The organism is Stenotrophomonas sp. HMWF023 (genome assembly GCF_003060985.1).
Classification (GTDB): Bacteria; Pseudomonadota; Gammaproteobacteria; order Xanthomonadales; family Xanthomonadaceae; genus Stenotrophomonas; species Stenotrophomonas lactitubi.
Genome location: NZ_QAIJ01000253.1, coordinates 12866 through 25296 on the forward strand (window position 1 = coordinate 12866; position 12431 = coordinate 25296).

The window sequence follows — 12431 nt, forward strand, 5'->3', positions numbered from 1 at the left end:
GCCGCCCGCGTAGAGTGCGGCCAGGCCATGCTGGCCCCGCTGCAGCAGCAGGCCGGTTTCCAGCGAGAAGGTGGAGAACGTGGTGTAGCCGCCAAGAATGCCGGTGGCCAGCAGCAGGCGCAGTTGCGGCGACGCGCCGTTGCGCAGGGCAAATGCCTCCACCACCACGCCCATCAGCAAGGCGCCGCTGATGTTGACCAGGAAGGTCGACCAGGGCCAGGAACTGCCGACGGCGACGCGGGCGCCGATCAGATTGCAGGCGTGACGCAGGCTGGCGCCGACACCGCCGCCCAGGAATACCAGCACATAGTTGTTCAACGTCTGCATTGCTTGCCTCGAGTGCGTGTTCGCAGGTTCGACGGCGTACGCAATGGCGGGCAATGCCTGCCATCGACGAACGCCGGGTTCGTCGCAGCAGGAGCCATCAGCCATCTCAGGCGGTTATCGGGGGAGCCCCATCCCCATCGACCGCCATGCTATCAGCACGAGATGGGTCAGGGCAGGGCAGTCATCACCACGCGTGCAACCTTGCCGCGGCTGACGCCCTCCATCAGCAGGTCATGGGCCATCAGCCCCAGCGTGGCCTCACGGCGGTAGCCAACTTCCAAACCGCGCTCGGCGAGGATGTGGGCGACCAGCTCATAGGCCGCTTGCCAGACATCCAGATGGGCTTCGCTGGGCATGTGCATGTAGGCCGTGCCGCGTTCGCCGACACCCCGTCCCAGCGGGCCGAACAGCAGCTCCCGAGGGTCCAGCTTCACCGCATCAGCGATGCGGAACAGCTGTTCGGCTTTCACGTGGTTGGCCTTGACGTGGTCGTTGAGCCAGTTGCTGACCGTCGCCGTCGTCGTTTCGGCGGCACGCGCCAGGTCGGCCGGGCGTGCATGCCCGGCGTCCTTCATGGCGACCGCGAGTCGTTGTCCAAGAGTATTCATCTATGCAAGCCAGCTTAACGCGTGGAATCGAAAGAGGCCTTGGCGCAAGAATAAGTTTGATGATGAAAGAGATCGAAAATGGACGAATTCTGGAGCAAGCGGCAGGTCCGCACGCGGCTGGGCTTTTCCACCGACGCGGAGCTCGCCAGGTTGTTTGGAATCAGCAGATCCGCTGTCTCGCAATGGCCTAGAGGCTTTCCCATCCCGCCGTTGAGGCGCTACATCCTGCAGCAGCGGTACCCCGCGCTGTTCCCTCTGGATCAGGACCCGAACGATGAAACTGCATGAGATGCGTCCAAGGTTGTCGCAGACAGACCGCTAAGCTCAATTTGCTAAGTATGCTTAGCGATATAGGCAGAATCGATCATCCCGGTCGCAGCGATGGCCTGATCTGTGATGGGCACCCGGGTTCGTTGGCGAGCAGTGTCGACATCGGCACGGAGATTCCCGATCCCCTTCGTCACGACCCTTCATGAACGATTAATAATTTCAATCACTAAAGTCGTGCCCTGTAATTGACGTGTCGTGAAATCTATGACTAATTGGCATCAACCGGTTGTGAAGGCCGGGAGTCTTTCAGTAGCTCGCAAGTGAATTGGTCGACCGTCAACGATGCAGAACAAGTCAAACGGAGGTCGTATGGAATACGGCATGCATGGCTTGGCTGAACGGGTACGCCGCGAACTGGAAGCCAGTTATCACAAACACGGATGCGGTCCGGCGTTCTGGGATACCTACCAGCAGGTGCTTGATCGTCTGGTTCCGCAGGGGACCGGGCGGACCGATGTCACCAACGAAATGGCGCTGATCATCGAACAACTGGGCATCGTCCGTCGTGCCCAGCTGGTACCGCCGCGCCCGGGCGACCCGGGCTGACTCAGAGCAGGCGCCAGGCGCCACAGGCCAGCAAGGCCAGCAGCATCGATGCCAGGGCGGTGGTGCGGGGGCGCCACCACCTGCGCGGCTGGCCGGCCATCACCTGCGGACTGCAATAGCTGATCAGGCCGGGTCCGAAGCCCGCCTGATGCTGCTGCCGGGTGCAGGCTTCCAGACAGGCACCGCAGGCCAGGCAATCGGCCTGTGGACCATGGCGGATGTCCAGTTGCATCGGGCAGGCGCGTACGCAGGCCATGCAATCGATGCAGTCGCCCAGCCGATCCGCACTGAAGGTCGGCATCGGTCCGGCCAGCAGTGGATGTGCGGCACGGAAAACGTAGTCCTGCGCGGTGGTCGGGTCGAGCAGGCCACGACCGCGGCCGAGTACGCCACCCAATGCCGGTGGTCGGGCGCCGCGTGGCTCGCCACGGCGTGGGTCATACAGCATGCGCGGGGTGTGCGGGTCGGTCAGCAACGGCTGCATGCGCGCGAACGGACAGAGCGATCGGCACACCTGCTCGCGCAGGAACCCGGCATTGCCCCAGGTGGCGCCGGCATAGAACAGCACCCAGAAAGTCTCCCAGCCGCTCCAGCTGCCATCGAACGCGCCCGCGACCAGTTCGCGGATCGGACTGAACAGTCCTACGAAGGTGATCCCGGTCCACAGCGACAGCAGCAACCAGACCACGTGGGTGAACGGCCGCGCTGCCTGCGCGGGCAGGACGCGGGCCAGAGCCTGCGCGATCGCATCGAAGGCCCGTGTCCACAGTGTCTGTGGGCAGGCATGCCCGCACCACACGCGGCCGGCCAGATGGGTGAGCAGGGCCAGGCCCACCGCCATCACCGCCAGCAGGCCCAGCAGCACACCGATGTCATCCGGCCACAGGGTCCACGCGAACAGGTCGAAGCGGCGCGCGTTGAGGTCCAGCAGCAGCGCCTGCCGGCCATTCCATTGCAGCCACGGCAGCACATGGAACAGGACCAGCAGCGCAACGCCCAGCACACGGCGCCGACGCCATGGATGCGGTGGCGGGATAGTGGCGACGCTCATCCCAGTGGCTCCTCATCCTCTTCGCTCGGCATCGGCCGCAGCAGGTAGCCGGTCACCGCGCTGGAAAGTGCGGTGACGGCCCAGAACATGAAGAACCCTGCGGTGTAGCCCAGTTCACGGCTGATGGCTGTACCCGGGAAGCTGATCGCCTGCAGCCGCAGTGGATCGACGAAGGCGAAGAACACCACGCAGGCCAGGCCGGCGGCGATGAAGCTGGGCCACAGGACTGCGCCCCACTGCTGGATACGCCGCTGGCGGCTGGAAGACGGTGTGTTCATGCGGGTTCGGGTTGAAGAAGAGGGCGGCGCGTATACTTCGCCGTGGTTGGCGCAGCATCCGCAGGGCATGCTTCCTGCAAGCGTGCCAGCCTAGGTGCGCCCCCGTGCGCTGACATTGATCTGGATCAACAGTGGTGGCGGCGGCTTGCGGCACACTGCCGATCCGCATTTGGTGCCCTGATGAACGCAACGCCCACGACCGTCCTTCCCATCGCCTCGCCCGAGCTGTGCAGCGAGGAGGAAGTGACCCGGCTCGTTCACGATTTCTACGCGCGCGTGCGTGACGAGGAGCGTCTGGGGCCGGTGTTCGAAGGCCACGTCAAAGACTGGCCCGAACACCTCGCCCAGCTTGTTGATTTCTGGTCGGCGATGCTGCGCGGGACGCGCAGGTTCAAGGGTTCGCCGATGTCCAAGCACATGGCGATCGACCTGGAAAAGGATCTGTTCGACCGCTGGCTGGTGCTGTTCCACATCACCACGGCCGAGTGCAACAACCCGCCGATGCAGGCGCTGGCCGACGATGTGGCCGCCCGCATCGCCGAAACCTTCTGGCGCCGTTACCAGATGCTGCGCTGGCCGCAGGTCATGCTGCCGGTGCTGGGCGTCCCCGCCAAGGATTGATCTGGGTCAAGGCGCTGCGCGTGGTCTGGCGCGATGCTGGCGTCATGGACACGTTCTCTCCCGCTGCCGGTGGCCTGGCCTGGACCTTCGATCCCGATCTGCTGCGCCGGCATGACCGGCCGGGGCCGCGCTACACCTCCTATCCCACCGCGCCGCACTTCCATGACGGCTTCGATGCACCGGCGCTGCGCCAGGCGATCGCCGACAGCAACCCGCTGGCGCGTGCGTTGTCGTTGTACGTCCATGTGCCGTTCTGCTCCAGCCCCTGCTTCTACTGCGGCTGCAACCGGGTGATCACCCGCGACCGCGGGCGTGGCCACAGTTACGTGTCACGCGTGCTGGCCGAGGCAGACCTTTTGGCACCGCAGTTCGCCGACGGCCGTGAAGTGATCCAGCTGCACCTCGGCGGTGGCACACCGAATTTCCTGGATGCCGATGCGATGACTGCGCTGGTCGAGGGGCTGCGCCGCCGCTTCGATTTCAGCGATTCGTCGCAGCGTGATTTTTCCATTGAACTTGACCCCCGTTTCATCGATACCAGCGACGTGGCGATGCTGGCCCGGCTCGGCTTCAACCGCGCCAGCCTGGGTGTGCAGGATTTCGACCCGCAGGTGCAGGAATCGATCAACCGCGTGCAGGGCGTGCGGCAGACGCTGGACATCCTGCGCGCGTGCCGCGACAGCGGCATGCGTTCGGTCAACGTCGATCTGATCTACGGCCTGCCCGGGCAGAGCCTGGAGGGCTTCGGCCGTACCCTGGAACTGGTGCTGGCGCTGCGTCCGGATCGACTGGCGGTGTACGGCTATGCGCATCTGCCACACCTGTTCCGCGCGCAGCGGCAGATCGACGAAAGCCGCATGCCTTCGCCGGAAGACAAGCTGGCGCTGCTGGGCCTGGCGGTGGAGCGCCTGTCCGCGGCCGGTTACCAGTACATCGGCATGGACCACTTCGCATTGCCGGAAGAGGATCTGTCGCGTGCCCAGCGCGCCGGCCAGCTGCATCGCAACTTCATGGGCTACACCACCCATGCCGACACCGATCTGATCGGCCTGGGCGTAAGTGCGATCAGCCATGTGGGTGCCACGTACAGCCAGAACCCGCGCGACCTGCCGTCGTGGGAAAACGCAGTGGACCAGGGACAACTGCCGGTGTGGCGCGGCGTCGCGCTCAGCGCCGACGATGAGCTGCGTGCCGAGCTGATCCAGCAGTTGATGTGCCAGGGTGAAGTGGATGGCACGTCACTGGCCCAGCGCCATGGCATCGACTTCGAGACCTACTTCGCCGAAGACCTTCAGGCCGTGCAGCGCCTGCAGCAGGATGGCCTGGCCGAGTACCGCGATGGCGTAGTGCGCACCAGCGAGCCGGGACGGCCGCTGCTGCGCCTGCTGGCCATGTGCTTCGATCCCTATCTGCGTGTTGCCCAGGAGCAGCCTCGCTACTCGCGGGCGATCTGAGCGCAGCCTCAGCGCTTGCCGACGCCGCGTTCGGGGTGGCGCGCGGCCATGCCGCCGCTGGAGGTGGTGGTCCAGTTGCCGCTGAGATCGCGCACGCTGGTCGAATAGGAGCCATCGCTGTACTCGGTGCGCCACCTGCCGCTCAGGTCACGCTTGCTGACGGAGTAGGCGCCGTTGCTGTACTCGGTGCGGATGTTGCCGCTCAGGTCGGTGCTGCTGTTGGAGTAGCTGCCATCGCTGTGGGTGGTGCGCTTGCGGCCACCCAGATCGGTAGTGGTGGTCGAACGGCTGCCGTTGCTGTGCTCGGCGATCACGTGGCCGGACAGATCGCGCTTGATGCGGCTGGACGATCCGTCGCTGTTGCGGATATCCCGGCTTCCGTCGAGGTTGCGGTGGCTGTCCGAACGGGCCTGCGCCGATGCCGGTGCGGTGGCCTGGGCGAGCAGCGTGACCAGCGCCAGCGATGATGCGAGCCATGTCCACTTCATGGGTGATCTCCCTATGCGTCGTTCGGCGGCCGGGGCGGCGCAGTCGATTTTGCCATGTCTGCCTGAAGCCGTCTCGATCGCAGCGACGGCAGCCGAATGGCCGCATCCCTTTCAGTGGACCCTTTGCTGGGGCGTCGATGCGTGATTGGGTGGTGCCCGGAGCCGGAATCGAACCGGCATGGGGTTGCCCCCGGCGGATTTTAAGTCCGATGCGTCTACCAGTTTCGCCATCCGGGCCTGCAGCGCGCGCCGATTGTAACGGAATCGCCGCCGCTGCCGCCGGCTAACGCTGCTTTTACGCAGCCGGGCGCGGGGCTGGGTACAGTCCGCCAACGTTCCCGGGAATGGCGATATGCGTGCACGTGGCAAGCGATGGATCGGATGCAGTGCCGTGCTGGGGCTGATGCTGGCGACAGGCCCGGCCGCCGCGCAGCAGGTACCAGCGCTCACTGGCCCGGTGGTGGATATGGACACGGTGCAGGTCACCGGTGAACAACCGGGCCCCGGGCTCTGGAAGGTGACCGCTCCGCAGGGGCATGTGCTGTGGATCCTGGGAACGGTCTCGCCGTTGCCAAGCGGCGTGCAATGGCGCTCGGATGAAGTCGAGCGGACCATCGCCGGTGTCGACCATGTGCTGGGCGATCCGGGTTTCAGCCTCGATGCGAAGATTGGTGTGTTCAAGGGCCTGACGCTGCTGCCGCTGGCGATGAAGACCGCGCGCGATCCGCAGGGGCGCACGCTGGATCAGATCCTGCCGGCGGCAACTTACGCACGCTGGCTGGGGCTGAAACAGACCTACATGGGCAATGACCGTGGCGTGGAAAAGGACCGTCCGCTGGTGGCCTCCGGTCGCCTTTACCAGGCGTTCCTCAAGCGCAACGGCCTGCGCGACGGCAAGCAGGTGAAGGAAGCGCTCGGGCGCGCCTACAAGGCCCGCGATCTGAAGCCGGAAGATGTGCAGGTGAAGCTGAAGGTCGACGACATCCGTGGCACGTTGAAGGAACTGCAGGCCACCGAAGTCGATGACCGCGCATGCTTCGAACGCACGCTCGACACCGTGGAATTCCAGGCGCCGGTGTTGCGTGAGCGGGCCAATGCCTGGGCACTTGGCGATGTCGCCGCACTGCGTCGGCTGTCGGGCTCTGCGATGGCGCAGACCTGCCGCGAATTGCTGCAGGATTCGGCCTTCGTGCGCAGGCGTGGCTGGAGTGACATGCCGCAGCAGGTGCGTACGCGCTGGCTGCAGGGCGTGGATGTGGCGCTGACCCATCACGCTGGCACGTTTGCGACGGTGCCGGTCAGCCTGCTGCTGGGCGAAGGCTATCTGGATGCGCTGGTGCAGCGCGGCTACCAGGTCGAGGCGCCGCCGGAATAGCCAACGCTTGAAGTCCTCGCGCTTCCTGTCATATTCCTCTGCACTCAGGAGGGGAGTGATGGACATGCCGTTGCATGCGTACGCCTATGTCAGCACGGCCAGTGAGGGACTGGACGTGCCCGAGCTCGACGCGCTGCTGGTCGATGCGACCGCGTTCAACCGCATGGCCGGGGTGACCGGGGTGCTGATGTTCGATGGCAGCCGCTTCCTGCAGTACATCGAAGGTCCACGGGATGGGCTGGCCTCGGTGCACGCGCGCATCGGCAATGCACGTCGCCACGGCAGCATCATCCAGCTTGCCGCAGGCCCGATCCCGACCCGCTGGTTCCCGCGCTGGACGATGGCCAACCGGCATGTGGATCCGGCGACGCTGGCCAGCATCGTGGCGGCCCCATGGCACGGTTTCAGCCTGGAGCAGGATCCCCCGGATCATGGCTTCTGCTTGTTGTTGCGGGCCTGGACGGGAGGGCACGGCGAGCTCGAGCCGGCCGCCGTCAGCCTGGGATCCTGAGTCCGACGTGGTCTGGCGGCGCTGCCGCGGTTAATCTTGTCGGCATGTTTGCCCGCACCCGGACCCTCGCATGACCCAGTGGACACCGTCGCCAGCTGCCGGACGCCGCGCATGAGTGCGCCGATCGGCGCAGTACAGATGCCGTCCCCGGCCATCATCGGCCTGGGGTACGTCGGGCTGCCGTTGGCGGTGGCTTTCGGCCGGCAGCTGCCCACGCTGGGGTACGACATCGACGCTGCGCGCATCGCCGAACTGGCTGGCGGGCAGGACCACACGCTGGAGATGGAGCCGGACGAACTGGCCAGCGCCACGCTGCTGCGCTACAGCAGCGATCCGGCGCAGCTTGACACCTGCAACGTCTACATCGTCACCGTGCCCACGCCGATCGATGCCTACGAGCAACCGGATCTGGAGCCGCTGCGCTCGGCGACGCGATTGATCGCCAGCCATCTTCGCGCCGGTGACCTGGTGATCTACGAATCCACCGTCTACCCGGGTACCACCGAAGAAGTCTGTGTGCCGTTGCTGGAGCAGGGCTCGGGCCTGCGCTTCAACGACGATTTCTACTGCGGCTACAGTCCCGAGCGGGTCAGCCCTGGCGACCGCCAACGGCGCCTGGCCGACATCCGCAAGATCACCTCCGGCTCAACGCCAGAAGTGGCTGCGGTAGTCGACGGCCTGTACCAGCGGATCATCACCGCCGGTACGTTCCCGGTGCCGTCGATGCGGGTCGCCGAAGCGGCCAAGGTGGTGGAGAACATCCAGCGCGACGTCAACATCGCGCTGGTCAACGAGTTGGCCTTGATTTTCGATCGCCTCGGCATCGACACCCAGGATGTGCTCGACGCCGCAGGCAGCAAATGGAATTTCCTGCCGTTCCGACCGGGGCTGGTGGGAGGCCACTGCATCGGCGTAGACCCGTACTACCTGCTGCACAAGTCCGAAAGCATGGGCTACCACCCCGACCTCATCCATACCGCGCGGCAGGTCAACAACCGGGTGGGCGAGCATGTGGCCAATCGTGTGTTGGCGATGCTTGCCGAACGAGATCGTGCACCGGCGCAATCGCGCATCCTGGTGCTGGGCGTGACCTTCAAGGAGGATTGCCCGGACCTGCGCAACAGCCGCGCGCTGGAACTGGCCCAGCGGCTGGCCGACAGCGGCGCGCAGGTGGACGTGAGCGATCCGTGGGTAGGGCCGGCTGCACTGGCGGACGAAGGTGTGAACTGGCTGGCCGAGCCAGTGGCTGGCAGCTACGACGCAGTGGTGCTGGCGGTGGCTCATGAGAGCTTCAAGGCGATGGACGATGCCCATATCCGCAGCCTGCTGGCGCCCGGTGGACTGGTCTACGACGTGAAGTCTGCCTGGCCGCGCAGCGTGGTCGACGATCGCCTGTAGGTGCTTGCGCGGTAGACTCGGGGGCAGTTGCAACCGAGGAACGCCATGCACCGGTATATCGTCTACCTGCTCGCCATCCTGATGTTTCCGATCTGCCTGTGGCTGGCCACGATCTGGCCGGCCTGGTATTGGGGCGTCGGCCTTACAGCTGCGATGGTGGCGCTGGGGACCTGGGACCTGCTGCAGAAGCGCAGCACCCTGCGCCGCAACTATCCGGTGATGGCGCACTTCCGCTACGGCCTGGAATCCATCGGCCCGGAGATCCGCCAGTACTTCGTGCAGAGCGATCTGGAAGATGTGCCGTTCTCGCGGCAGCAGCGCGCACTGATCTACCAGCGTGCCAAGAACCAGATGGATACGGTGCCCTTCGGCACCCTGCGCAGCACCTATGCGGTGGACTACGAATGGATCAACCATTCACTGGCGCCGACCACCATCGCCAAGCACGATTTCCGCGTGCTGATCGGTGCGAACTGTGCCAAACCCTATTCGGCCAGCGTGTTCAACATCTCGGCGATGAGTTTCGGCTCGCTGTCGGCCAACGCGATCCGTGCGTTGAACGAAGGCGCGCGCCGGGGTGGTTTCTACCACGACACCGGCGAAGGCTCGATTTCGCCCTATCACCGTGAGATGGGCGGCGACCTGGTGTGGGAGATCGGCTCGGGCTACTTCGGGTGCCGTGACGAGAAGGGCGGCTTCAGCGAGGAACGCTTCGCCATCAATGCCGCGCTCGAGCAGGTCAAGATGATCGAGATCAAGCTCTCGCAGGGCGCCAAGCCGGGACACGGTGGCGTGCTGCCGGCGCCGAAGGTGACGGCCGAGATATCGGTGACGCGTGGCGTGCCGATGGGCGTGGACTGTGTTTCTCCGTCACGCCATTCGGCGTTCTCCACGCCGGTTGAACTGCTGCAGTTCGTCGCCCGCCTGCGCGAGCTGTCCGGTGGCAAGCCGGTCGGCTTCAAGCTGGCCATCGGCCACCCGTGGGAATGGTTCGGCATCGCCAAGGCGATGCACGAGACCGGTCTGCTGCCTGACTTCATCGTCGTCGATGGCGCCGAAGGCGGCACCGGTGCGGCACCCGCCGAGTTCGTCGATCACGTGGGTGTGCCGATGCACGAGGCGTTGCTGCTGGTGCACAACACCCTGGTTGGCCTGGACCTGCGCGAGCACATCCGTATCGGTGCGGCCGGCAAGATAACCAGCGCGTTCGATATCGCCCGCACCATTGCGATGGGTGCCGACTGGTGCAATGCCGGGCGCGGTTTCATGTTCGCGCTGGGCTGCATCCAGTCGCTCAGCTGCCATACCGACAAGTGCCCCACCGGCATCGCTACCCAGGATCCGGCGCGCTGGAAGCATCTCGACGCACCGGACAAGGCTACGCGCGTGTACAGCTTCCACGAGCACACGCTGCATGCGCTGAAGGAGTTGCTGTGTGCGGCAGGCTTGAATGATCCGGCCGAGCTTGGCCCGGAACACATCCTGCGCCGGGTGTCGCCGGTCGAGATCCGTTCGCTGGCCTCGTTGTACCGCTACCTGGAGCCGGGCGAGCTGCTGCACAAGGTGCCCGACCACGCGGTGTTCCATTCGTTCTGGGCCGACGCGCGCAGTGATTCCTTCCAGCCGCCGCCGAAGATCCAGGCGCTGCGGGCCAGCAAGTCGCGATGAGTCGCGTAGTGGAGCCGAGCCGGTGCTCGGCTGTACGAAAGCCAGAAACATACGGAGATTGCATGCAGTTCAGGACCGGTACCAACGATGATGTAAGCACGCTGTGGGCCCTGCGAACGCGCTGCGTACGCGAGCTGTGCAGCAGCCACTATCCGCCGGAGGTGATCGCGCCGTGGTCGGCATCGCCACCGCCGGTGCAGTATTCGCGGTTGCTGGGGCAGGGCGGCTGCGTCGTCGCCGAGAACGATCGGGGCGACGTGCTGGGGTTCGGCGTGCTCGATGCCGAGGGCAACGAGATTGACGCGCTGTTCGTCGATCCGCATCGAGGCGGGCAGGGGATCGGCCAGGCGCTGATGCAGCGGTTGCTGGCCCTGGCCGACCCGACGCGGGAGGTGGTGTTGTCTGCTTCGCTCAATGCCGTGCCGTTCTACCAGCGGCAGGGCTTCGTTGCCGAACGCGAGGAACTGTATCCGCATCCCAGTGGCGTGGCATTGGCTTCGGTGAAAATGCGCCGGCCAGCCTGATGTGTCCGGAGCTACCACACGTTGATCAACGCGTGGCCAACCACGCCGTCACGCCGTCTGCCGCACGCCGTCCGCTGGCATAGCACGCCGTCAACAGGTACCCACCGGTCGGTGCTTCCCAGTCCAGCATTTCTCCTGCGCAGAACACCCCCGGCAAGGCACGCAGCATCAAGCCGTCGTCCAGCGCATCCAGGCGCACGCCGCCGGCCGTGCTGATCACCTCGGCCATCGGCCGCGGGCGCAGCAGGCGCAACGGCAGGCGCTTCAATGTGGTGACTACGGCGGCCAGATCGTTGCCGGCATCCTTGCCCAGCGTTTCGAATACCAGCGCGGTCTTCACTGCGTCCAGTCCAGCTTGGCGACGCAGGTGCTCGCCGAAGCTGCGGCCCTTGCGCGGCTGCGAGAGATCGGCCAGCAGGCGTGCCTCGTCGCGGCCCGGAACCAGGTCCAGCCACAGCGTGGCGTGACCGTCGCGGTTGATGGTGTCGCGCAGGTCGGCCGACAGGGCGTAGATCAGGCTGCCTTCGATACCGTACTCGCTGGCCACGCACTCGCCCTGCAGGGAGCGGGGTTCACCCTCGAGGCCATGCCAATGTGCAACGACCGGCTTCAGCGGCGCGCCCGCATGGCGCTGTGCGAAGAAGGGTGTCCACGCCACGTCGAATCCGCAGTTGGCTGATTGCAGCGGCGCGATATTCACGGCGCGGGCCTGCAAGGCCGGAACCCATGCGCCGTCGCTGCCGAGCTGCGGCCAGCTTCCGCCACCCAGCGCCAACACCGTCGCGTCGGCGCGCACGTCCAGCACACCCGTCTCGGTGGCAAAGCGCAGTGCGCCGTCTTCGCTCCAGCCCAGCCAGCGATGGTTGACGTGCAGGCGCACGCCCTGTTCCTTCAGCCGGCGAACCCAGCCGCGCAACAGCGGTGCGGCCTTGCGGTCAACCGGGAACACGCGGCCGGAACTGCCGACGTAGGTCTCCACACCGAAGCCTGCGGCCCAGTCGCGCAGCGCCTGCGCGTCGAAGCCGTCCAGCCATTGGCCGACGCTGGCGGCCTGCTCGCGGTAGCGGCTGTCGAACAGCGGACGCGGGTCGGAATGGGTGAGGTTGAGCCCACCCTTGCCTGCGATCAGGAACTTGCGGCCCGGCGAGCCCTTGGCCTCGTACAGATCAACGTCGATCCCCGCCGCGCGCAGCCTCTCGGCGGCAAACAGCCCTGCCGGGCCGCCGCCGATGACGGCGACGCGGCGCGGCGG

Annotated in this window: 15 protein-coding genes, 1 tRNA gene and 1 riboswitch; of the genes, 9 read left to right on the top strand and 7 right to left on the bottom strand. The window is 65.8% G+C overall.

The window, feature by feature from the left end:
• Window positions 1-327, bottom strand: a 327-nt coding sequence (gene crcB / locus DBR20_RS14135) for a fluoride efflux transporter CrcB (RefSeq protein WP_108266623.1), incomplete at its 3' end; no start/stop codon positions are given.
• An 81-nt stretch (window positions 328-408) separates the two neighbouring features.
• A riboswitch (Fluoride riboswitch) is annotated at window positions 409-472 on the bottom strand.
• A gap of 22 nt (window positions 473-494) precedes the next feature.
• Window positions 495-935, bottom strand: coding sequence for a helix-turn-helix domain-containing protein (locus tag DBR20_RS14140; protein WP_223880016.1), 441 nt, complete (start codon window positions 933-935; stop codon window positions 495-497).
• Between the two features lie 78 nt (window positions 936-1013).
• Between DBR20_RS14140 and DBR20_RS14145 the strand changes: the two genes are divergently transcribed.
• Together DBR20_RS14145 and DBR20_RS14150 are read left to right on the top strand one after the other, a co-directional pair.
• A complete protein-coding gene (locus DBR20_RS14145) occupies window positions 1014-1223 on the top strand; it encodes a hypothetical protein (RefSeq protein ID WP_108266613.1) in 210 nt (69 codons plus the stop codon).
• Window positions 1224-1574: 351 nt separating this feature from the next.
• Entirely contained in the window at window positions 1575-1811 is a 237-nt protein-coding gene (locus tag DBR20_RS14150) for a hypothetical protein (RefSeq protein ID WP_025875165.1), read from the top strand.
• A 1-nt stretch (window position 1812) separates the two neighbouring features.
• Here the strand turns inward: DBR20_RS14150 and DBR20_RS14155 are convergent, their stop codons facing one another.
• Together DBR20_RS14155 and DBR20_RS14160 are read right to left on the bottom strand one after the other, a co-directional pair.
• Complete coding sequence (locus DBR20_RS14155) at window positions 1813-2862, bottom strand: 4Fe-4S dicluster domain-containing protein (protein ID WP_108266614.1); 1050 nt, start codon at window positions 2860-2862, stop codon at window positions 1813-1815.
• On the bottom strand, window positions 2859-3140 hold the full coding sequence (locus DBR20_RS14160) for a hypothetical protein (RefSeq protein WP_108266615.1): 282 nt from the start codon (window positions 3138-3140) through the stop codon (window positions 2859-2861). Before DBR20_RS14160 ends, DBR20_RS14155 begins: the two co-directional genes overlap by 4 nt.
• Window positions 3141-3320: 180 nt before the next feature.
• On the opposite strand from DBR20_RS14160, the gene DBR20_RS14165 reads away from it, so the two are divergent.
• Window positions 3321-3761, top strand: coding sequence for a group III truncated hemoglobin (locus DBR20_RS14165; RefSeq protein ID WP_089240193.1), 441 nt, complete (start codon window positions 3321-3323; stop codon window positions 3759-3761).
• A 44-nt stretch (window positions 3762-3805) separates the two neighbouring features.
• Complete coding sequence (hemN, locus tag DBR20_RS14170) at window positions 3806-5215, top strand: oxygen-independent coproporphyrinogen III oxidase (RefSeq protein WP_108266624.1); 1410 nt, start codon at window positions 3806-3808, stop codon at window positions 5213-5215.
• Window positions 5216-5223: 8 nt separating this feature from the next.
• On the opposite strand, the gene DBR20_RS14175 is transcribed toward hemN, so the two are convergent.
• Both DBR20_RS14175 and DBR20_RS14180 read right to left on the bottom strand, forming a co-directional pair.
• Complete coding sequence (locus DBR20_RS14175) at window positions 5224-5703, bottom strand: hypothetical protein (RefSeq protein WP_108266616.1); 480 nt, start codon at window positions 5701-5703, stop codon at window positions 5224-5226.
• 150 nt (window positions 5704-5853) lie between these two features.
• Window positions 5854-5940, bottom strand: a tRNA-Leu gene (locus DBR20_RS14180).
• Between the two features lie 115 nt (window positions 5941-6055).
• On the opposite strand from DBR20_RS14180, the gene DBR20_RS14185 reads away from it, so the two are divergent.
• The 5 genes from DBR20_RS14185 (at window position 6056) to DBR20_RS14205 (ending at window position 11179) form a co-directional block, all read left to right on the top strand.
• Window positions 6056-7078 (top strand): TraB/GumN family protein, encoded by a 1023-nt coding sequence (locus DBR20_RS14185; protein WP_229978765.1) that lies wholly within the window; start codon window positions 6056-6058, stop codon window positions 7076-7078.
• Window positions 7079-7136: 58 nt separating this feature from the next.
• A complete protein-coding gene (locus DBR20_RS14190) occupies window positions 7137-7589 on the top strand; it encodes a BLUF domain-containing protein (protein ID WP_229978766.1) in 453 nt (150 codons plus the stop codon).
• A gap of 111 nt (window positions 7590-7700) precedes the next feature.
• On the top strand, window positions 7701-8987 hold the full coding sequence (locus DBR20_RS14195; RefSeq protein WP_108266617.1) for a nucleotide sugar dehydrogenase: 1287 nt from the start codon (window positions 7701-7703) through the stop codon (window positions 8985-8987).
• Window positions 8988-9032: 45 nt separating this feature from the next.
• Window positions 9033-10655: an FMN-binding glutamate synthase family protein gene (locus DBR20_RS14200; RefSeq protein ID WP_108266618.1), complete on the top strand. Its 1623-nt coding sequence runs from the start codon at window positions 9033-9035 to the stop codon at window positions 10653-10655.
• Between the two features lie 62 nt (window positions 10656-10717).
• Window positions 10718-11179 (top strand): GNAT family N-acetyltransferase, encoded by a 462-nt coding sequence (locus DBR20_RS14205; protein ID WP_108266619.1) that lies wholly within the window; start codon window positions 10718-10720, stop codon window positions 11177-11179.
• A 25-nt stretch (window positions 11180-11204) separates the two neighbouring features.
• Here DBR20_RS14205 and DBR20_RS14210 read toward each other — a convergent pair.
• A partial coding sequence (locus DBR20_RS14210; RefSeq protein ID WP_258223368.1) for a TIGR03862 family flavoprotein occupies window positions 11205-12431 on the bottom strand: 1227 nt, incomplete at its 5' end.